This window comes from Bacillus sp. FSL K6-3200 (assembly GCF_038630485.1).
In the GTDB taxonomy this organism is placed as follows: domain Bacteria; phylum Bacillota; class Bacilli; order Bacillales; family Bacillaceae; genus Bacillus; species Bacillus safensis.
On record NZ_CP152032.1, the window covers coordinates 292,556 to 312,914 of the forward strand.

General features: G+C 38.2%; 26 protein-coding genes, 1 tRNA gene, 1 pseudogene and 1 riboswitch. Of the genes and pseudogenes, 15 read left to right on the forward strand and 13 right to left on the reverse strand.

The features are described from left to right. Nucleotides 1-103: 103 nt before the first annotated feature. From MHI60_RS01545 to MHI60_RS01565, 5 genes and pseudogenes are all read left to right on the forward strand, one after another. Nucleotides 104-901, forward strand: coding sequence for a dihydrodipicolinate synthase family protein (locus MHI60_RS01545; RefSeq protein WP_111292820.1), 798 nt, complete (start codon nt 104-106; stop codon nt 899-901). 87 nt (nt 902-988) lie between these two features. Next, nucleotides 989-2,212, forward strand: coding sequence for an MFS transporter (locus MHI60_RS01550; protein WP_144485484.1), 1,224 nt, complete (start codon nt 989-991; stop codon nt 2,210-2,212). A gap of 524 nt (nt 2,213-2,736) precedes the next feature. Continuing rightward, nucleotides 2,737-2,919: pseudogene (locus tag MHI60_RS01555) on the forward strand (hypothetical protein); the annotation flags it as partial. 779 nt (nt 2,920-3,698) lie between these two features. Continuing rightward, nucleotides 3,699-4,145, forward strand: coding sequence for a MarR family transcriptional regulator (locus MHI60_RS01560; RefSeq protein ID WP_144485486.1), 447 nt, complete (start codon nt 3,699-3,701; stop codon nt 4,143-4,145). A 32-nt stretch (nt 4,146-4,177) separates the two neighbouring features. Continuing rightward, nucleotides 4,178-5,122, forward strand: coding sequence for an acetyl-CoA carboxylase carboxyltransferase subunit alpha (locus tag MHI60_RS01565; RefSeq protein WP_144485488.1), 945 nt, complete (start codon nt 4,178-4,180; stop codon nt 5,120-5,122). Between the two features lie 680 nt (nt 5,123-5,802). Here the strand turns inward: MHI60_RS01565 and MHI60_RS01570 are convergent. The 3 genes from MHI60_RS01570 to MHI60_RS01580 all read right to left on the reverse strand — a co-directional run bounded on the left by MHI60_RS01570 (nt 5,803) and on the right by MHI60_RS01580 (nt 7,045). Then, entirely contained in the window at nt 5,803-6,027 is a 225-nt protein-coding gene (locus MHI60_RS01570) for a hypothetical protein (protein WP_095408229.1), read from the reverse strand. A 127-nt stretch (nt 6,028-6,154) separates the two neighbouring features. After that, nucleotides 6,155-6,376 (reverse strand): hypothetical protein, encoded by a 222-nt coding sequence (locus MHI60_RS01575; protein ID WP_095408228.1) that lies wholly within the window; start codon nt 6,374-6,376, stop codon nt 6,155-6,157. A gap of 234 nt (nt 6,377-6,610) precedes the next feature. Then, the gene (locus MHI60_RS01580) at nt 6,611-7,045 is read right to left on the reverse strand and encodes a hypothetical protein (RefSeq protein ID WP_095408227.1); all 435 of its coding nucleotides are present in this window, start codon (nt 7,043-7,045) and stop codon (nt 6,611-6,613) included. Between the two features lie 334 nt (nt 7,046-7,379). Here MHI60_RS01580 and MHI60_RS01585 point away from each other — a divergent pair, with 334 nt between their 5' ends. After that, nucleotides 7,380-7,649 carry a hypothetical protein gene (locus MHI60_RS01585; RefSeq protein ID WP_095408226.1) on the forward strand — a complete coding sequence of 90 codons (270 nt, stop codon included), beginning with the start codon at nt 7,380-7,382 and terminating at the stop codon, nt 7,647-7,649. Between the two features lie 221 nt (nt 7,650-7,870). After that, nucleotides 7,871-8,497 carry a hypothetical protein gene (locus MHI60_RS01590; protein WP_095408225.1) on the forward strand — a complete coding sequence of 209 codons (627 nt, stop codon included), beginning with the start codon at nt 7,871-7,873 and terminating at the stop codon, nt 8,495-8,497. A 23-nt stretch (nt 8,498-8,520) separates the two neighbouring features. On the opposite strand, the gene MHI60_RS01595 is transcribed toward MHI60_RS01590, so the two are convergent. The 4 genes from MHI60_RS01595 to MHI60_RS01610 all read right to left on the reverse strand — a co-directional run bounded on the left by MHI60_RS01595 (nt 8,521) and on the right by MHI60_RS01610 (nt 11,563). Then, entirely contained in the window at nt 8,521-8,643 is a 123-nt protein-coding gene (locus MHI60_RS01595; RefSeq protein WP_262982671.1) for a hypothetical protein, read from the reverse strand. Between the two features lie 421 nt (nt 8,644-9,064). Then, nucleotides 9,065-9,137: transfer RNA gene (locus MHI60_RS01600), tRNA-Val, on the reverse strand. 132 nt (nt 9,138-9,269) lie between these two features. Beyond that, nucleotides 9,270-10,448 (reverse strand): cystathionine beta-lyase, encoded by a 1,179-nt coding sequence (gene metC, locus MHI60_RS01605; RefSeq protein ID WP_144485490.1) that lies wholly within the window; start codon nt 10,446-10,448, stop codon nt 9,270-9,272. Further along, nucleotides 10,445-11,563 (reverse strand): methionine biosynthesis PLP-dependent protein, encoded by a 1,119-nt coding sequence (locus MHI60_RS01610; RefSeq protein WP_095408222.1) that lies wholly within the window; start codon nt 11,561-11,563, stop codon nt 10,445-10,447. Before MHI60_RS01610 ends, metC begins: the two co-directional genes overlap by 4 nt. A 78-nt stretch (nt 11,564-11,641) precedes the next feature. Next, nucleotides 11,642-11,763: riboswitch (SAM riboswitch) on the reverse strand. A gap of 221 nt (nt 11,764-11,984) precedes the next feature. Here MHI60_RS01610 and MHI60_RS01615 point away from each other — a divergent pair. The 3 genes from MHI60_RS01615 to MHI60_RS01625 are packed head-to-tail and all read left to right on the forward strand — an operon-like array spanning nt 11,985 to nt 13,734. Beyond that, on the forward strand, nt 11,985-12,725 hold the full coding sequence (locus tag MHI60_RS01615; RefSeq protein ID WP_095408221.1) for an esterase family protein: 741 nt from the start codon (nt 11,985-11,987) through the stop codon (nt 12,723-12,725). A gap of 52 nt (nt 12,726-12,777) precedes the next feature. Next, on the forward strand, nt 12,778-13,293 hold the full coding sequence (locus MHI60_RS01620; RefSeq protein ID WP_039177859.1) for a YjcG family protein: 516 nt from the start codon (nt 12,778-12,780) through the stop codon (nt 13,291-13,293). A 6-nt stretch (nt 13,294-13,299) separates the two neighbouring features. Continuing rightward, nucleotides 13,300-13,734, forward strand: a complete 435-nt coding sequence (locus tag MHI60_RS01625; RefSeq protein WP_144485492.1) for a GNAT family N-acetyltransferase — start codon at nt 13,300-13,302, stop codon at nt 13,732-13,734. Nucleotides 13,735-13,816: 82 nt separating this feature from the next. Here the strand turns inward: MHI60_RS01625 and MHI60_RS01630 are convergent, their stop codons facing one another. Further along, nucleotides 13,817-14,074: a hypothetical protein gene (locus MHI60_RS01630; RefSeq protein ID WP_024425007.1), complete on the reverse strand. Its 258-nt coding sequence runs from the start codon at nt 14,072-14,074 to the stop codon at nt 13,817-13,819. Between the two features lie 126 nt (nt 14,075-14,200). Here MHI60_RS01630 and MHI60_RS01635 point away from each other — a divergent pair, with 126 nt between their 5' ends. Continuing rightward, complete coding sequence (locus tag MHI60_RS01635; protein ID WP_144485494.1) at nt 14,201-16,513, forward strand: ATP-dependent helicase; 2,313 nt, start codon at nt 14,201-14,203, stop codon at nt 16,511-16,513. A gap of 16 nt (nt 16,514-16,529) precedes the next feature. Here MHI60_RS01635 and MHI60_RS01640 read toward each other — a convergent pair whose 3' ends face one another. The 5 genes from MHI60_RS01640 to MHI60_RS01660 form a co-directional block, all read right to left on the reverse strand. Continuing rightward, the gene (locus MHI60_RS01640) at nt 16,530-16,787 is read right to left on the reverse strand and encodes a stage VI sporulation protein F (RefSeq protein ID WP_008348417.1); all 258 of its coding nucleotides are present in this window, start codon (nt 16,785-16,787) and stop codon (nt 16,530-16,532) included. 138 nt (nt 16,788-16,925) lie between these two features. Further along, complete coding sequence (locus tag MHI60_RS01645; protein WP_047201816.1) at nt 16,926-17,060, reverse strand: YjcZ family sporulation protein; 135 nt, start codon at nt 17,058-17,060, stop codon at nt 16,926-16,928. An 84-nt stretch (nt 17,061-17,144) separates the two neighbouring features. Next, nucleotides 17,145-17,366 (reverse strand): hypothetical protein, encoded by a 222-nt coding sequence (locus MHI60_RS01650; protein WP_144485496.1) that lies wholly within the window; start codon nt 17,364-17,366, stop codon nt 17,145-17,147. A 90-nt stretch (nt 17,367-17,456) separates the two neighbouring features. Then, nucleotides 17,457-17,585, reverse strand: a complete 129-nt coding sequence (locus tag MHI60_RS01655) for a hypothetical protein (protein WP_254967544.1) — start codon at nt 17,583-17,585, stop codon at nt 17,457-17,459. 71 nt (nt 17,586-17,656) lie between these two features. Beyond that, nucleotides 17,657-18,007, reverse strand: a complete 351-nt coding sequence (locus MHI60_RS01660) for a DUF1360 domain-containing protein (protein ID WP_111292829.1) — start codon at nt 18,005-18,007, stop codon at nt 17,657-17,659. A 166-nt stretch (nt 18,008-18,173) separates the two neighbouring features. Here MHI60_RS01660 and MHI60_RS01665 point away from each other — a divergent pair, with 166 nt between their 5' ends. The 4 genes from MHI60_RS01665 (at nt 18,174) to MHI60_RS01680 (ending at nt 20,170) form a co-directional block, all read left to right on the forward strand. Next, a complete protein-coding gene (locus MHI60_RS01665) occupies nt 18,174-18,569 on the forward strand; it encodes a spore coat protein (protein WP_240193816.1) in 396 nt (131 codons plus the stop codon). 44 nt (nt 18,570-18,613) lie between these two features. Then, complete coding sequence (locus tag MHI60_RS01670; protein ID WP_111292834.1) at nt 18,614-18,949, forward strand: spore coat protein; 336 nt, start codon at nt 18,614-18,616, stop codon at nt 18,947-18,949. Nucleotides 18,950-19,037: 88 nt separating this feature from the next. After that, the gene (locus tag MHI60_RS01675) at nt 19,038-19,532 is read left to right on the forward strand and encodes a spore coat protein (protein WP_111292831.1); all 495 of its coding nucleotides are present in this window, start codon (nt 19,038-19,040) and stop codon (nt 19,530-19,532) included. A gap of 146 nt (nt 19,533-19,678) precedes the next feature. Beyond that, a complete protein-coding gene (locus tag MHI60_RS01680) occupies nt 19,679-20,170 on the forward strand; it encodes a CotY/CotZ family spore coat protein (RefSeq protein ID WP_003211658.1) in 492 nt (163 codons plus the stop codon). Nucleotides 20,171-20,359 lie beyond the last annotated feature (189 nt).

Genomic DNA, 20,359 nt, shown 5'->3' on the forward strand with positions numbered 1-20,359 from the left:
CAAAGAAATCCTTCAAACCGTGTAAAGGAGGTCAGTCAATATAACGAGAACAAGTAACATTTTTTAGAAAGTATAAAAATTTTAATGTAGGAGGTTAAAACAAGTGAAGAATTTAAATGTCGCGATTCCAACCCCCTTTCATGAAGATGAAAGTCTGTACTTGGATGGATTTAAACCAATCGTTGAATATTTAGCTGAAAATGGTATTGATTCACTACTCGTATCTGCAACTACAGGTGAACAAAATTCAATGAGTATTGAAGAAAGGATACAAATTATTGATTTTTTTAATCAGCAGGACTTTAAACATGTTGAACTAATGTTTGGTGTATCAGCTACAACAACAAAAAATGCAATAAAATTGATTGAACGTCTTGAGGATTCAGTTTTCGACTCGATTCTCATTCAATTTCCTCCTTATATCCTACCAACTCAGGAACAAGCGATGTCTTACATGAATGAATTGTTAGAGCAAACCACCAAACATGTTGTTCTTTATAATAATCCTTTACGCACGGGGTTTGAATTAAGTGCTGACTCATTTCACACTCTTATGAATCAAAAACACTCTAATTTGGTTGGGATGAAAGAAGAGAGTGATGTTAGACGCCTAAAAAATACAACTTTACCAGATGACTTTATCATGTTCGCTGGAGGGGACGTAAACCTCACTGAAAAAATATTAAACGGATGTAACGGGCTTTCTAGTATGGTAGGAAATGTTTATCCAAAAGAGATTCAAACATTTTTTAGTGACTTAGTTGCAAATAAGCCTGTGAATCTTCAAAAAATAAATCAATTAATCGATGAGGTGACACGTGGACACGCGATTGTCAATATTAAAAACCATTACAATGCTTTAGGCATAAAGGTAGGTAGGTGTCGTTCTCCAATTCGATAATTATTAATTCATTGCAAGCAGGTTCGAATCATTTAATCCAGCTTGCCCCCATTCATTATAAAAGATTTGGAGGGGTCTATAGCTGCCATGAGTATTCCACAAACGGAGCAAAAGAAAAGATCGAGTATGCAGACAAATAAAAAGATATTAACTGTTATTGGTGTTATTCTAATTGCAGCAAATCTTAGGGCCCCAATTACAGCAGTCGGTCCAGTATTGTCTTCCATTCGTGATCACCTTGGTATATCTAACACATTAGCTGGTACAATTCCTACAGCCATTTTATTCACATTTGCATTGTTTTCTCCTCTTGCCCCCAAGATCACTCGCCGTTTCAGCATGGAATTAACACTGTTTATGTCGATAGCATTATTATTAGTTGGAATTGGAATACGTTCTTTTGGTAGAGTGGACACATTATTTTTAGGAACCGTCATAATCGGTTCTTCAATCGCGATTTGTAATGTTTTACTACCTAGCTTCATTAAACATCATTTTGCAACAAAATTAGGTTTAATGACTGGCCTATATGCTGTTTCTATGAATTTATTTGGCGCTATTGGTTCAGGGATTAGCGCCCCCATTTCTTCATTATTAGGTTTCGGATGGTCTGGTTCCCTAGGTTGCTGGGGAATCTTAACTCTTCTTACCATGATATTTTGGGTACCAAAACTAAGGAACAACCAAGAATCTTTGGATTTTTTTCGAAAAGAGAATAAGAAAAGACCTATCAGCCTTTGGCGTTCTAAGCTAGCGTGGAATGTTACATTGTTTATGGGGTCTCAGTCCTTTGTATTTTTCACAGTCATTTCATGGATTCCTGAAATTCTTGAAACTAAAGGGCTAAATGCAAATGAAGGTGGATGGATGCTATCATTGATGCAACTTTCAATGCTTCCTGTTACATTTATTGTACCTATTTTAGCTGGACGTTTTAGCAAACAACAGATATTAGTATGGATTTCATTTCTATTGCTTGTTGTTGGCTTAATGGGCATTTTATTTGGCGTATCATTCCTTATACCTCTGTGGATGATAATGATTGGGATTGGCATTGGAATGGCCTTTAGCTTAGCCATGATGTTTTTTAGTTTACGCACCAAAAATACACAAGAAGCAGCAGAATTATCTGGTATGGCACAGTCTTTAGGCTATCTATTAGCAGCGATAGGGCCTATTTTATTCGGCTGGTTACATGACATTACTTATCATTGGACTGTTCCTCTGTTCATGCTAATCTTCATTTCAGTCATGATTTTAATTACTGGTGTAAATTCTGGTAAGAACGTATATGTTACTTCCACTAAATAAATAGCAACATTCATTAAGAATTTTTATGACACATGCATCGTAAAGGTTTTTGAGTTTGTAACTTCTTCCCCAATTCGTCCCTTTTCAAAAAAATAAAACAAATATCTGTTGTCAAAAAACCCTTGCTTAGCAAGGGTTTTAATGATGATTCCGGCTAAACTCGATCCTGCAACCTCTCCCCTGTCAAGGACCGTTCAACCCCTATAACAAATAACCTATTTACTTCATTTATTTACAAATGATAACATTCATTAGAGATGGAGAACCAATATGCATACATATTCATTATGAAAAAAACTTTCAAAAGGTTTAATAATATCCACGGTTTCAGGAACTTTTTTTTATTCACACCTTCTGCAGAAGCAAAATTCGGAACCATTCTAATCACTCTTGAACACTATACAGGCGCTCTTAAAGTGAATGGAAGTGAAAATGTAGCATGGTGGGTTGCTAGAACCATCATGTTGTTCTTTTTTAAAATGAACTAAAACACAATGCTGAAACAATAAGGAGGTGCTTGGTTAGTGACACAGGAAAATAAGGCATCAAAAGGTTTGTTAATTACTTTACCCGCCGCTATTATCGCTATTGTATTGATTTTAGGAAAAATTGATACACCTGTAACAAACATTTTATTTTATGTAGTAGCTTTTGGTGTAATCGGTTTAACTGTTTCAAGCTTAATAAAAGACTACAAAAAAAGAAAGATTGATGACTTGTCCGCAGGCGTGGGTTACCTGTCGTATCTTAAATTGACCACACTGAAAAAATACAGTGTGGTTTTTAATTTCACTAATGTTTTCTTTTGTTTTAGAAATACAAAAGCCACTCTCGACCATCTCAAGAATGGCTCTGTATCAACATCTTTTCATACGATTCCGACTGGGTTCGAACCAGCGATCTCTCCCCGTCAAGGTGAATGACCTTATCCGAAACTTCCAGATGTAAAGACTGATTTAATAAGATTCTATGATGAGCCTTTCTGATAAAAAATGTGCATTTCTGAAGAAACTGATAGGGTTGGTCCCCAATCCGTCCTCATAAAAAAACAGACCCTTCATGTTCTGTTTTAATTTTGCCTATATGTTTTGAGATGTTGTGTTTTAGATCAACTGCAATCACTGTAAGAGCAATCTTCGTAAAACCCTTCTTAAAAGTCATACAAACAATCCCCTCTCTAAGTTTTGAGTTGTGTTTCTAATACCTTTCGATCAGCAGCCGTAGCTTCTTCAAATCGACCTTGTTTCCCATACTCCTCTGCATATAGCTTCAGCATAAGCGAAACGCTGTTTCTGCTCTAAATACTGAAAGACCTCGGGCAACTGCTTCTCATTTATATAATAAAATAAATCGGTTTATACCATTTTAACAAGTAGAAATATCTCATCCTTATTTTAAAATTGACTTACGTTAAACTTGTGAAAAAAACATATTCATGTATAATACAATTGATGTATGATACATGAATTGTAGGAGGGTGACCTTTTTGAAAAGAGAAGATGCCTTAAAACTAAGATCAGATATTAAGAAAATGATTATAATAACAGGGGTTTTTGAATCTCAAAATTTGCCCAATGGACCATTTGAAAAACCTCTACCAACTTCTCAAATGATGGCGTTAGAGGAACTAGAGGTGAAAAAATTAACTGTTTGGCAACTTTCCAATAAACTTAGATTAGAGACTTCAACTGTAAGTAGATTGGTAGATAAGTTAGTAAAAATGGGGCTTGTTTATCGTGAAGTAAATGAAAAAAACAGAAGAGAACTTTTTCTGCACCTCACAGAAAAAGGTCACATTACTGTTAATCGCTTAAGAGAACAATCCCTTACATTTTATCAACGTATCCTCAATAATTTATCAGAATCAGAACAAAAAATAGTTGTGGATGGTTTTGAATTATTTATTGATTCTATTTCTAAGTCTTTTGATTAAAGTGAGGTAAATCATAACCTTTGGAGGTTAAAATGAGTTTGGATTTTGAACGTCCTATTATTGAACTAAAAGAGAAATTTGATGAATTAAAGAAAATGATGAAAGAAAATAATGTAGATTTATCGTCAGAAATTCATTTATTAGAAAAACGTTTAAATAAAATGCAAGATGAAATTTATTCTAATCTTACACCTTTTCAACGAGTTCAAATTGCAAGGCTACGTAACCGGCCCACGACATTGGATTATATACCTTTATTGTTTACAAACTTTTTCGAACTTCATGGTGATCGATTATATGGTGATGATCAAGCAATGATAGGTGGTATTGCAAAATTTAAAGGAATGCCCGTTACGGTTATAGGTCATCAAAGAGGGAGAAGTACAAAGGAAAATATAGAAAGAAATTTTGGAATGGCTCATCCAGAAGGATATAGAAAAGCGCTAAGACTTATGAAACAAGCTGATAAATTTAATCGCCCTATTATTACATTTATTGATACAATAGGCGCCTATCCAGGAAAAGGGTCTGAAGAACGTGGAATTTCTGAAGCGATAGCTCGAAATCTATTTGAAATGGCTACTCTTAAAGTGCCAATTGTTTGTATTGTAATTGGGGAGGCATCAAGTGGTGGAGCTCTTGGCATTAGTGTCGGTAACCATATCCATATGTTAGAGTATTCATGGTACTCAGTAATTTCGCCAGAAGGAGCAGCATCTATCCTATGGAAGGACGCTAAGTATGCTCCAGAAGCTGCTGAACATATGAAAATTTCAGCAAAAGATTTAAAGCATTTAGGAATTATTGATGAAATCATTCCTGAAATGAAAGGTGGAGCACAAAATGATATAAAATCACAGGCAAACATGATTGAATCTGTGATCGAATCATCTCTAAAAAAATTGATACCATTATCCTCGGAAGAGCTTATACAACAGCGATATGAAAAGTATAGACAAATAGAGAATTATAAATGAACATATTTAAAGTCCATATTACATTTCGGAGAATTCTCCTGAAAAATTCTAAATATTTTGTAAGTAACCTCTTAAACTGGATATGCTGATACTATTTACACTGGATGAATTAAAGCAGTACCATATCATGTGGAGAAAAGAAAAACTATTAGTTGGTGACTTATGGGAAGGAGATGATCACCAATATTTATTTCATAATGGCTTTGGTGAGCCATATTATTACTCAACCCCTTCTTCCAAATGGTCAAAAATCAAAATCAAACACAAATTAAAAAACATTCGACTACATGATTTAAGACATACAATGGGTCGCTCTCCTTATAGAGGCAGGTGAGAGCATTAATGCTATTCAAAAAAGAGCCGGACAGTTCGTCCCCAATCAAAAGAAACAGAATAAATATTCGTTGCAAAAAAAACAAAAAACCCTTGCTACGCAAGGGTTTCAATGATGATTCCGACTGGGATCGAACCAGCGACCTCTCTTCCCTGTCAAGGTAGATATATGAAATCCTGTGATTATCGGCATTATCCTCTATTCACTCATAAACCTTGTTATATAAGCTTTCTTTACCCTTTTGTATACTCTTGTGTTCTTTCGTATTTTTTAAAACCCGAAAAAAATGTTACCTTTTTTGTTGCCTTTTTATACACCTGTTTTAAACTTATGACTGTATACAAATTTAAGCTTTACCACCATTAATATATCTCACTAACATGACTGCTGCGTACATAAAGAAAGCAGCAATTAAACCATTTACCATACTCCCAAAAACGACAATCAAAATCTGTCCTGCATAATCTGTCCATGTTTTATCTGGAAATACAGCAATGTTCCATATACTCACCAGCATATAGAATCCAGTCACAATAATAAACGTCCAAACAACTAACTTTGATTTAAACATTTATTTACAATCCCCCCATTATCCATTTTCTTCTATGATAACATGGGTTAATAATTAATCCTCAATCAATTCATAGTCTTAGTTTCTTCTAACTCACGTTCTAAACGCTTCTTATCTTATTATCCTTTCAAAACGTGTATGAGCAATACACAGAATTGTTTTCTTCGTATGTTGAAAAATATTCTTGTTTCAAATAGCTCTCAAAGCCCAAAGCAGCTTTAACTATATTTTTACTCTTTTTTAGCATATCTCTTTGAATATCATCATCTTTCATTATTGAAATATTTTCCATAAATATTGTGTGTAATTCAAATCTATTATTCTCATATTCAAATCTAAGAACCTTCACTTTTAATCCTCCTAATTAATTTTCCTTAATTATACAGGGGATTTAGATTGAATGGAAAGAATATCATAGTTTTAAACGACTGAACGCAAATATGCGTTTTGATATAAGCGGATGTCATTTTAAATGACGGTAGGTATTTATGAGATCCCCACTGTAGGTTAAAACTACTCCCTTTGTAATACTGCAATTTACGATGAAGTAAACCCAGTATGAATAAAGGGGGCAAGAAAGAGCCTAAACAATTTCAATATCATTCTTTTTCTCATTTCTTGCAATGATAAGCAAGTCTTTAAAGTAATTAACAGTTGCTTTGCTGAAACTGTCCATTATCACCGCCAAAGAAATCATTAGATAAATAATTACAGGAACAGTGCATATCATTGCAATAGTTGCAACAATGTCTATATTAGATGTGCTAGGATCGATATCTATTTTTCTAAGAATAGCAGTTGTTGCAGCCACGATAATTGTGGATATTATTCCAATAAAGAACAACAATCTTTTTTGATCATTAACATGATTAATCCTATCCATTCGAGCAATTGCGCCTGATATATCTTCCGTATCTAATGATTTTAGAATCATCATCTTCTTTTTATATTCGGTATAATCTTGACCATCTCTAGGGAAGTTTTCTGTTAAGTAAACAATGAGTCCACGTGTACTCAACTCCACCAAATTATGCTTTAAATTTTGCTTAGTAAACTTCTATTTCTTAATTTCTCTATTTTCCTTCAGTGTGCTTCTCACTTATAGTCACCTCATGGATAATATCGGAAACTGCGCTTATGAATTGAAGGTGTGTTGAGGCTTTTTTAAAAGTCAACAAGGCTTTTTCTCTAGGATAAATCTTCTTGTTTAATATTATGTCATTATTAGTAAAAAATAGAAAATATTTTAATAAAACTGCACAATTCGACAAATTACATACAAATTAAATGTTAATATTAGGATGTCTATTAGAGATTCAATAGATACATAAATTTGAGAGGGAGTGTCATTTATGAATTTGAAAAAGATCATTGGAAGTGTTTTAGTTACAGGGGCTTTGCTTGTATCTGCTGTACCAGCCAATGCATCAGAACCAGTAAAACCAGGAGATTTAACACCTATCCGAAACAAACACAAAGGCTATGAGTATAAATGGCTTGGTTATAATAGTCAGGGAATAGCACAAGTTCGTATTTGGTTTAGAGATGATAATGGAGACTCATATCATAGAACATTCGATTGTGTTGATGTTATCAATGAAACATGTTACGTCTACAAATGAGTTTAAACCTACCCCAGATCGGGGTGGGTTTTTGTTTAATAATACCTTTTTTGTAAAGTTTTCCATCAGCACTTTCTTGCATTGTCTTCCTTGCTTCCGCTATTAATGAGATAGATTTAATCTTTCTTTCATCTAACATATTTTGCTTTACACCCCTTCCACTTTACACAGTTTTATAGTTAATTTATAATACTTCTATTAATTGGAACAGGATGATGAATATGGCACCTAAAATATTTAAAATACATGATTTTTTTATAGAATTCGAACTCAAACAAATACTGCAATACTACAATGAAATGGAAAAATACAATCAAAATTCCCTTCAGTCCTATGAAGAATACCTTGATGAAGCTACACAAGGAATGGATAAAGAAGAAGCACAGTATTACGTGGAGAGAAATGATGATAAGCTTTATGATTATGTAATTAGACATCCTCAAATGATACGTAGAACAGTATTTCTGGAGATATACTTTTCATTTGAAAACTATCTTAATTCTAAATGTAATGATCTACAAAAAGAGAAAAACCTCAATCTGAGTTATGAGGATATTCATGGCCAAGGAATTAATAGAGCAAAAACTTTTTTAACAAAAGCTTGTTTAATCACTGAGCCATTCAACACTGGTTTATGGCAAGATATTGTAGACTACGGAAAAGTAAGAAATGCTATTGCACATAATCAGTCTATAGTTAAAAAGAAAAAATACTCAAGTATAAAACAGCTTCCTGGATTAAGTGTAGAACACGAGATAGATGAATATACATTTTCCTTTATACTAGAGGAAAACTTCGTTCCAAAATGCATAGATACTATTACTGAGTTTGTAAAGATCCTTAGATGATTTTCTGTTTAGAAAAGCTGTCCTCAATTCTTTTTAAATTTACTTAACTTTGCGGTAACAGCTTTTTTCTCTTTTAATTCCTTCATCCATTCCTGTGGATCTACAAACGAGAATGTATCTCTGCATACATCGACATCTTTAATCACCGACAAAACTTCTTCAATCTCATCTTTTTATTCCTCAACAATGTGATCAATTGTTTCTTTTACTTCTTCACTTGGTTCATAAAACGGGTCTGATCTATGATTGGCCAATAGAAGAAACAGGCGTTACCAAGATACGGTTTCATGATCTAAGACACACTTGTGCAACTATCTTATTATTGAATGGCGCACCTGTTAAAGCAGTGAGTAAAAGACCGGGACATAAAATTAACACTTCAAACATATGCTCATGTACTACCTTCAACAAGCCAACAGATTGCTGATCAAATGGATGGGATTTTAAATTGACCACACTTTATTTCAGTGTGGTTTTTATTATGGCAATGTTACCTTTTTGTTTTAAGAAATACAAAAGCCACTCTCGATTATCTCAAGAATGGCTCTGTATCAACGTCTTTTTATATGATTCCGACTGGGCTCGAACCAGCGACCTCTACCCTGTCAAGGTAGCGCTCTCCCAGCTGAGCTACGGAATCGGGTTATGTATCAGTTCTGGGCTTTCTGTTACTGACAGTCTCTATTATATAACCATCATATTAAGTCGTCAATGGTTTTGTTCAAAAAAGGTCAAAAAGCCGGCGGCTGTGCCGGCTTTTTTCTCTCCTTCTTTATGATTGATTCACAAGAACAGGCTTTAGTTGATCGAGTGCTTGTTTGAAGTCGCGTTTGAGGTCTTCTCCGTTTTCAACTCCGACACTTAAACGAAGCAGCCCATCTGTAATCCCTCTTTTTTCTCTTTCTTCTTTTGGCATAGCCGCATGTGACATTTTGGCTGGATACGACAGAATGGATTCGACGGCACCGAGGCTGACAGCGAATACAGGTAATGTGACAGCATCCACCAATTCTTTGACTGCCGCTTGGTTTTCTAGTTCAAATGAGAGAACCGCTCCTGCTCCGCTCGCTTGCTTTCGCTGAATATCTGCCCCTGGATGATCGTCTAAGCCCGGGTAGTAGACTTTTTTCACCACAGGATGTTCTTTGAGAAATGAAGCGAGTTCGAAAGCCGTTTGGCTGGCTTTTTCTAATCTCACCTGAAGGGTTTTTAACCCCCTTAACACAAGCCAGCAATCCTGCACGCCAAGGACCGCACCGAAGGAGTTTTGCAGTGAATAGAGTTCGTCTCCCAGCTTCTCATCTTTCACAACGGCTAAGCCTGACAGTACATCACTGTGGCCGCTTAAAAATTTCGTTGCGCTGTGCAGAACAACGTCAACACCAAGATCCAGCGGACGCTGAAGCGCAGGGGTTAAAAACGTATTATCTAAGAAAGTCAGACAGTCATGCTCTTTCGCAAGCTGTACAACACCTTCAATATCTGTAATGCCTAGTGTTGGATTTGACGGTGTTTCCATATAAATGACCTTTGTATTCGATTGAATGCCTCTTTTGACTTCATTCAAATCTGTCATATCCACGAAGGTGTGCTCAATTCCAAATCTTGAAAGAACTTGGGTGATCATTCGGAAAGTCCCGCCGTACACATCTCTTGTGACAAGGACGTGATCTCCCTTTGATAATAGAAGAAAAGCGGTTGAAATAGCAGCCATGCCTGATGCAAAAGCAAGCCCTCTCGTTCCTCCTTCCAGCGCCGCAATCGTATCCTCTAATGCTTGACGTGTAGGAGTCCCCGATCTCGAGTAGTCATATTGGCCAAATTCATCGAAGCTGCTTTGATGAAATGTGGATGCATGCTGAATCGGTACACTGACTGCACCTGTTGAACGATCTGTTTTAAACGCATTATGAACGAGTTGTGTTTCGAGTGTCCAATCGTGTGTGGTCATTTGGCGTGTACCTCCTCTTTTACTTGTGATAGTGCCTGTTTCAGATCTGCTTTCAGATCATCTACATGCTCGATACCAACAGAGAAACGGAGCAGCTTGTTACATACACCGTTTGCGATGCGAATCTCTTCTGGAATATCCATATGCGTTTGTGTCGCAGGATACGTAATGAAGCTTTCGACTCCGCCAAGGCTTTCAGCAAAACAAATCGTTTTCAGCTGCTTCAAAAATGGATTGACCCAGTCCTCTTTAGCTACTCGGAATGACAGCATGCCTCCCTTTCCTGGATAAAGGACATCTTGAATTTCCGGCTGCTTCTCTAAAAATTGTGCCAGTTCCTTCGCATTTTCCTCGTGCTGGCGCATTCTAAGTGCCAGTGTTTTCATCCCTCTCATTAAAAGCCATGAGTCAAATGGTGATAGAACCGCTCCAATTGCATTTTGATGCTGGAACATGTCTTCAGACAGCTGCTCTCCTTTTGTCACCACAAGCCCTGCAAGAACGTCATTATGTCCGCCTAAATATTTGGTTGCGCTATGAATGACAATGTCCGCTCCAAGCGTAATCGGCTTTTGCAAGACTGGTGTGTAAAAGGTGTTATCGACAATCACCAAAGCGCCATGATCTTTTGCAATCTTCGCTATTTTTTGAATATCTGCTTCCTGCATCAATGGATTTGTCGGTGTTTCAATAAAGACCGCTTTTGTGTTTGGCGTGATTTTAGAGCGTAAACAGTCTTCATCTGAAAAATCATCATAAAGAAAACGCAAGCCGTACTTTTTCCATTCGTTTTCAAACAAACGGTATGTACCGCCATATAGATCTGATGAGACGATGAGTTCATCTCCGCTTTCAAATAGAGCCATAATCGTTTGAATCGCCGCCATTCCCGAACTGAAGGCAAAACCGGCCGTCCCTTCTTCGAGTGAAGCAATTGCATCCTCTACGAGCTGTCTTGTTGGGTTTTTCGTTCGAATGTAATCAAATCCTGTAGATTCCCCTATACCTCTATGTCTGTATGCTGTCGAAAGATAAACGGGAGGACTGACAGTGCCAGTCACCTCTTCGCTACGGTTTCCAATCTGCGCTAATTTCGTTTCCACATGTTCTGTCATTTGACACCATCCTAAGTAAAAATCTGATTTCAAAACAGAAAACCCCTTCTTCATAAGAAGAAGGGGTTTAATCGCTTCCTCTTATCTTCCAAGCAAAAAAGCTGCTTGCTGGATTTAGCACCTTGGTACATCACATGAAGTGATGCATACCGGTTGCTGAGGTTTCAAAGGGCCAGTCCCTCCACCTCTCACGATAAGAATGTGTTGTCTGTCTGTTCTAATTCTTAATACTGTAACCCATTAAATCTCATTTTTCAAGGGGAAATGTCATGATTAATTAAAATTTTCTGTATTTTATAACAGAATCGATGTTATACGATTTGATTGCATGTTAGCATATAGGAACAACGCTGTTTTTCATGTTACAATGAATGGAAACGTTTCACTTTATGATAAATTTGGTTAGCTGGAGGAATGGATTATGGTGAAGAAAACAGGAATCATTCAAGAAGAAACCATACAGTCAAAAGAACTTGGGGCGGATATGACCATTTTGATCTATTTGCCAGTCAATTACTCCCCCCTTTATACATATCATGTCATCATTGCCCAGGATGGTCATGATTATTTCCGCCTAGGCAAAATAGGCAGACAGGCAGAAGAATTGATGCAAAACAAAGAAATGGAACGCTCGATTATCATTGGTGTCCCTTATGAAAATGTCACGGAAAGACGAAACACGTATCATCCAGACGGTACAAAGTTTGAAGCGTATAAACGCTTTTTAGCAAATGAACTGGTCCCTTATATTGATGAACACTATCCAACCTATCAAATTGGATCAGGGCGTACGTTTATTGGTGATTCACTGGGTGCGACGATTTCCCTCATGACAGCCATTGATTACCCTTCTCTATTCGGCGGGCTGATTTTGCAGTCCCCTTACGTTGACGAGTCGGTTCTAGAAGCCGTCAAACAGTCGACAGCCCTTTCTCATTATGCCATTATCCATCAAATTGGGCTTGAGGAAACCGCTGTGAAAACAACAGATGGCCAGGTGCTTGATTTTGTTCAGCCGAATGATGATTTAAAGACTCTTCTTGAACAATCTGGAGCGGATTATTTATTTGAGACATTCGAAGGGGATCATAAATGGACGTTTTGGCAGCCGCTCATTGCGCCTTCGTTAAAAAGAATGCTCCCATATTCGTTAATCAACTGAATTTTGTTATAATAAACAATAATAAATACTTTCTTATTCAGGAGGGAACATGATGAAATACGGAGTTGTTATATTTCCATCGAAAAAATTGCAAGATATTGCGAACTCTTACCGGAAGCGTTATGATCCGAACTATGCACTCATACCGCCTCATTTAACATTAAGAACACCTTTTGAATTAACGGATCTAGAAGCGGCTGAGGTCGTCTCAACGTTAAGAGATTATGCAAAAAATGCTTCTCCTATTACGTTACGTATTAAAAAATTCAGTTCATTCGCTCCTGTAAACAACGTCATTTATATGAAAGTAGAACCGAACGAGGACATCATGGCGCTCAATGAAAGATTGTACGCAGAGCCACTTGCTGGTACACCTGAATATGCCTTTGTTCCGCATGTGACAGTGGCTCAAAAACTATCAGATGATGAGCATTCAGACGTACTTGGCACATTAAAGCTGAGAAAGATTGACCATGAAGAAACAGTGGATCGCTTCCACCTTTTATATCAGTTAGAGAACGGATCTTGGACCGTCTATGAAACATTTATTTTAGGAGAAGAGGGTTAAAGACATTTGAAAACAGTCATCGCAACAGAACAAACACAACGAGAAGATGCATATTATGTACGAAAAGAAGTATTCGTAAAAGAACAAGAAGTTCCAGTAGAGATCGAAATAGATGAACTAGAGGACAAAGCCACCCATTTTGTCATTTACAATGATGACAAAAAACCTCAGGCGGCCGCTAGACTGCGGTTCATTGAGGGATCAAAGGCAAAGCTTGAACGCATTTGTGTGTTAAAAGAGGCGCGCTCCTTCGGCCTTGGCCACAAACTATTAGAGGCGCTAGAAACCGAAGCGATTGCTAATGGAGCAAAAGAAGCGGTTATGCATGCCCAAGTCCATGCGCTTCCTTTCTACGAAAAGAAAGGCTACAAAGCGGTTTCTGAACCGTTTGAAGAAGCAGGAATCACACATGTCAAAATGACAAAAACACTGTCTATTTGACCAAAAGAAAAGCCAGAGCATTCAAGATGCCCTGGCTTTTTCTTTTTCATTATCGTTCGTCACAGGAGGAAAGCGCAATCATTTATATATACGTATTGATATGAATGCCCTTGCCTTCCTCCATAAACATATCTCGTACAAAACGTTCCCGCTTTTTTTGCTGTACTTTCGTTTCCGCTTCTGTCACTAAGTCCTCTTTTTTCTCCAGCTCTCTGTAAATCTTGTCATGAAAGGTGCGAGTAACCTTTGTTACTTTCGCGTAGTCTTCTTTATCCTGAGGAGCTGGACGATTGATATATTGAAAATACAGATCCGGCTGAATCGGGGCTATATATCCCATCAAGAACGCCTCCTTTGCTTCTCTCTTACTCTACTATTCCCTAATTATGACTGTTTGAAACACGCCTCATTTGATATGATTAGATGTGTTTCATTTTAAGATTGATTGACTATTGGAGGACTAGCTTTGAAATGCGCACGACGACATGATCGAACGATCTCATTACATACGTATTCGAGAGAACACTATCAATTCCTCCATGACGAGGGAAAAAAAGGACAATTATTCTGCCCATATTGCGGACAACCGGTCTTTTTTAGATTAAATATACATGATGAACCTGCCTTTATCCATAAGCATATGTCTCAGCAAGAGATCTGTGAACAAGCTGAAGAACAAACAGATCATAATCAAACGGCTGAACATGAAGAAAAGGCTTCCTATAAAGAACTTGGCGGCTTCCGTTTTCCAACCGGCAAACAGATCATCTCCCAAACGAACGAATCAAATGACTGGCAGGAACCTAGGTCGATTCAATTGAGCGATGCCTTACATTTAGAAGAGAATGAACAAGTTCATACGATCGACCTCTTTCCGAATATCACCTTTAGCACACCGCAGCTTCAAGCTGTCACACATCAAGATGGTCCGATGCTTGTGCTGGCTGGTGCCGGCAGCGGGAAAACAAGAGTCTTGACGGCTAGAGCAGCTTATCTCATGTCCCATCATCATATTCCTGCTCACCATATTTTACTCGTGACCTTCACGACCAAAGCGAGCAGTGAGATGAAAGAAAGGCTGCGTAAGCAATACCAGCTTCATCCTTCACAAGCCAGCCAAGTGGTGACAGGTACCTTCCACAGTCTTTTTTATAAAATGCTGCTTCACGATGACGCAAACAAATGGAACGGCCAGCATCTGATTAAGTTTGACTGGCAAAAGGAGCAATACATTCGAAAAGCCATTATGAATGAGGGGCTTGATGAGAAAGACTACCCTACTGATCAAGTACTGCAATCGATTGGCTATTGGAAAAATGCCTTTTTACCAGGTGAGCTTCCTGATTTGAAAGATGAAAAGGAAAAACATATGTGGACGATCTACCAATCATATGAACAGCAAAAACGAGACAATCAGCAATTTGACTTTGATGATATGGCGATTGCCTGCTTACATATGCTGACAGAACAGCCCGAACTGCTAAAACGGTATCAAGAACGATTCCAGTATATTTTAGTGGATGAATTTCAAGATATTAATCCAGTACAATATCAATTAATTCAGCTTTTAGCCGGAGAATCAGAGCAGTTATTTTGTGTAGGTGATGATGATCAAGCCATTTACGCCTTTAGAGGGAGCAATCCTGCTTTCATTCTTGAATTCAAACAGGACTATCCTTCGGCTCAGATCGTCCATTTACATGCGAATTACCGGTCTCACCATACGATTGTCGCAAGTGCTGATGCGATTATTAAGAAAAATCAGCATCGTTATGAGAAGACGTTAAAAGCCGTGCGCGAGGAAAAAATTCCTCCGACGCTCTTCTATCCATATGATGAAGAAGAGGAAGCGACGATGATTGTCGCAGATATTCAGGAGAAAATTAAAAACGGTGCAAAGCCGAATGACTTCTGCGTGCTGTTTCGAACGAATACAGGCGGCCGGGCAATTTATGAACGACTGCATCAATCGGCCATTCCGTATGAGACAGATGCCGGTGTCAAAGCCTTCTACAGCAGACGAATGGTTCGGGTTCTCCTCGCCTTTCTTTCTTTAAGTCAGGATGCAGATGATGTGGCAGCCATGAAACAGCTGCTGCCGGTTTTCTTTTTAAAGCAGCAAACCCTGAATACACTAAAAGCACTGACCATCACAGAAGATTGCTCAATGGTAGAAGCGCTTGGAAAACTGACAGATATACAGCCGTTTCAACGGAAAAAGCTGCAATCAATGGTTCCTTTGTTCCGAACGTTACGGACGTTAAAGCCATCGGACGCGGTGACATTTATTGAACAAAAGATGGGACTCGGAGATTACTTGAAAAAACGGGTGAACGATACGAATGTACTTGAAAAAGGGGCGGATGATGTACGTGATGTGAAAACAGCCGCCAAACGCTTTGAAACGATTGAAGACTTTCTCGCACATGCCGAACATATGAAGTCTGCCGAAAAGGAAAAAACAGCTGAACCCGGTGTTCAGCTCATGACGATCCACCGCGCAAAGGGACTTGAGTTCCAGACAGTATACATCACTTGTTTGGTCGATGGGGCACTGCCTCATGATTTCTCACTGGATGAACTCAGAAACGGTGATGAAGAAGCGCTGGAAGAAGAGCGCCGTTTATTATACGTTGCCATGACAAGAGCAGAACAATCTCTTTATCTGTCTGTTCCATCATTTAGACGAGGAAAAACGGCTCATCGTTCTCGTTTTTTGTATCCTCTTCTAAAGAAAAACCGTGAATTATTTACACAAAAACAACAGGCCCCCCTTTAAACGGAGAGCCTGTTGTTTATTTTTTGTTGTTCATCATTTTAGCGATTGTATTGAAATCAAGCTTTTCTTTTCCACTTGTAATCGATTGAACGATTTTGTCTTCCATTTCTTTAGGTACACGTTTGTTCGCAAGCTGCGCTACTTTTTTAATGACACCTCGAACGGTATTTTCATCTTTAAAGTTGGCATTTTGCAAAGAACCTGCAAGTTTAAACACATCATTCATATTCACACCGGTTTTGTTTTCTACGCTTTTAAAGAATTTATTATCCATTCATTTGCCTCCTCTTTATGGAGTAATCACCTTACTATATGAAAATAGGCGAGATATGTGCCTATCCTAAAGCCTTGTTTGACCAAAGAGAAAGGAAAGCAAAAGGCTTCCCCCTTGCTTCCCTCACCTTCTTACTTTTTAGTAGTTAAAGAAAGAAGCACCAACGATAATTAGAAGGATGAAAAGCACGACAACAAGAACAAATGTTGATCCATATCCGCCGCCGTAGCCACCTCCGTAGCCGCCGCAATAACCGCCACCGTAACAACTCATATTTAAGCACCTCCTCTTCTCCCTTACAAAGTATGAAAAATGAAAGAAATGGTTTGGACGATCACATAAAAAAGTGCGGAATTTTTATTTCTGCTGTTTAAAGATGTAATCTGCCTCTCTATGACGCATCATGAATGCTTCTGTTTCTTTCGCAAAAGCCTCCATCTTCAAGCCAAATACTTTTAAGTGCTCCTCAAGATCATTCGCTTTATCCGTTAGATCCATTTCAGCCTTCTCGTGCGCTTGTTCTTTCCCATCATGCGGTTTAGTGAACAAGGAACCGATTAATTGTTCGAATGCATCCATTCTGGTCACCCCTTCTCTCTTACATATGCATCACTCAAAAAAAGGGCAACAAAAAAACCGGATAAATCCGGCTTTTGTTTTTCTCTTCTATTATTGAGGTTTCTTTTTGTTTCCACAGCCGCAGCCAGTTTTCTTGATTTTCTTCGTATATACAGATTGTTGATTTGACTGCGCTGGATAACCTTGAAGCATATGTGACGGCGTTTCAGTTGGTTTCATCGCAACCCTTCCTTTCCTATTCCATGATAGTATATGCATTTATTGAAAGCGTGTCTGATCAGAATGCCTGTTTATTTCACAAGCTTTGAGACGATCGCTTCAATGATGCCTGCTGCTGCGGCAATCGCTAATAGTAAATTAAGCCACATGCTGATGACAGGAAAAAGTATGTATATCAGAAGTAAGGCAGCAGTGCACCATATGCCAGTACACCAATAACAGCTTAACAGTTCTCCAACCCAAGACCGCAGTCCTCCCCCTTTAATGATGATATATGTTTCGACCTCACCTTGTTCGTTTACCTCTTCCTGTTCTTCATGAAATAGACGGCGAAAAGGGGCAGTAATGGTATCAAACACAATCAGTCTCGTCAGTCTAAAGGATGCGAGGGCAAACACGACAAATGACAAAGCACCGCTCAGAAGCCTCCACCTCCTTCTTTCTTCTTTTCCGTCCTTACTTTATATATGCAAGAAAAAAGACCGACATGATGAATCGAGCGGAAATAAAATTGGGTTGTACTTTTTCACACTTTCTGATTCCACCTTGCGTCCTTGTTGCATTAAATAATGTATAGATAAGAAAGGAGTGAAAGTATTGTCTATTGAAGAAAGTGCTGAAACATTGTATACACAACTGTTAAACGAATTAATCAGCAATTATGATGATTTCATTGAGATCAAAGATTCCGAAAATGTCACAATTCATAAAACAGATGTAACAGCTGCACTCTCCCTTCAAGCGACCGTAACGACAATCATTACTCTTTTAATCCAAATTCTTGTACCAGACGATGAAGTGGCTGCAGACATCACAGATCAGCTTTTATCCACCCAACAAGTGACAGTCCAAAAGAAAACTGTGATTCAAATCATCAACTGCCATAACATTACAATCACGTTATCAGATGCATCCATTATGAGCTCCGTCCAAATTCTCACTCAAACATTGAATGTACTCTTAGTTGAAGCCGGCATTCTTTGACCCTTTCTTTTTCTAACATGACGTATGAAAGAGGTGAAATCATCGTGGCTGAAGAGAACGAAAAAAAGGAGTTTCAAATCAATACTGATGTTGATCCATTAACGAGTCTTCTTGTAAGTGATGTGTTAAACAAAAACAATATCACCGAAGATCAGAAAGCAAATATCTCAGACGATCAAAGAAGAATGATTTTGAAATTAGTCGAGGATTTACAAAAGAAAGCAAATGATTTCGTAGAACAGCAGCAGGAGAAAAAAAGGCAGGCTGAGGCAGCAAAACAGGCGGAAGAAGTAGAGCCTGAACCAAAAGTACGTCCAAAACGAAATTCACTTCGAGAGCGAATTCAGCAGCGTCGTGATGCGCAGCGAAATAACGATTAAATAAAAATGGGTTGTATGCTAGGGTAAATGCCCGAAACAAAACCACACATTCCAGCATTTAATAAAGTAAACGGAAGGAGGAATAGAAATGGATTCTAAACCATACTCTTGGGTCGCTCTAGATCGTAACTGTACACACCACGGACACCACAGACACCACGACGATTGCAATTATGAAAGAAAAGCACTTTGTGACGACTATTATGATGATGAAGATGTCTTACAAGACTTTGATCAAGTAAGCTTCACAAAGCAGACATCTGAGGAAGTCATTATCGTCAGAGACTCTTGTGACATTAACGTATCTTCTGTCGATGCACAGGTTGCAGCATCTATCCAAGTAGCTGTTCAAACAGCGATCATTACCATTACAAATATCTCAATCGCTGACGGTGATTTGGCAGACCGTGTCACGCAGGATCTCTTACAAGCTGCTACTCACAAACAAACAAACCGCCAAAAACTTGTCATCGAAAATTCAAGAAACGTTACAGTCTCTACAATCGATGCGGACATCTCTATCGCAATCCAAACACTTACACAAACTCTTGTTGCGACAATCGTTGCAATCGGTATCCTCTAATGTCCAAAAGCAGAGCGAAAAGCTCTGCTTTTCCTTTTATAAAAATACAACAAATATAAATGGTCATTTACCCACACCAACTAGAGGGCGCATACATATGTTGTTAAGGACTAAAGTCAAATACCTTGTTAAAGGAGCTGAAATCCATGAGCTGCGGAAAACACCATGGCCGACATGATGAAAACTGTGTATGCGATGCGGTTGATAAGATTTTAGCAGAGCAGGAAGCTGTAGAAGATAAATGTCCTACGAGCTGCTACAGTAATTTATTAAGCCCAACAGTTTCTGGAAAAGATACGATTCCGTTTTTACTTTTTGATAAAAAGGGCGGGTTGTTCTCTACTTTCGGAAACATCGGAGGATTTGTTGACGATTGCCAATGCTTCGAATCCATTTTCTTCCGGGTTGAAAAATTACACGACTGCTGTGCTACGTTATCTGTATTAAGACCTGTTGATGTACACGGACATACGCTAAGCGTGTGTCACCCTTGTGACCCTGACTTCTTTGGTCTAGAAAAAACGGACTTTTGTATTGAGGTTGATTTAAACTGCTTCTGCGCAATCCAATGCTTAAACCCAGAGCTTGTCGACAGAGTCATGCCATCAAAAGATAAAAAGCATCATCACCACGGCTAAATCAACAGGCCGCTCATCTAACTTGTCATGAGTCAAAGCATCCCCTTCCTCACGAATGACAGCCAATCATGCGGAGCAGTCAGCATAAGAAGCGGCCGCTTCCGCATTGGTTAAAAGTAGATGCACGAGCCGGCAAAGATAGCTTGTAGATGATAACAGTGCTCAAACACTCAAACAAATTTCCTAGTA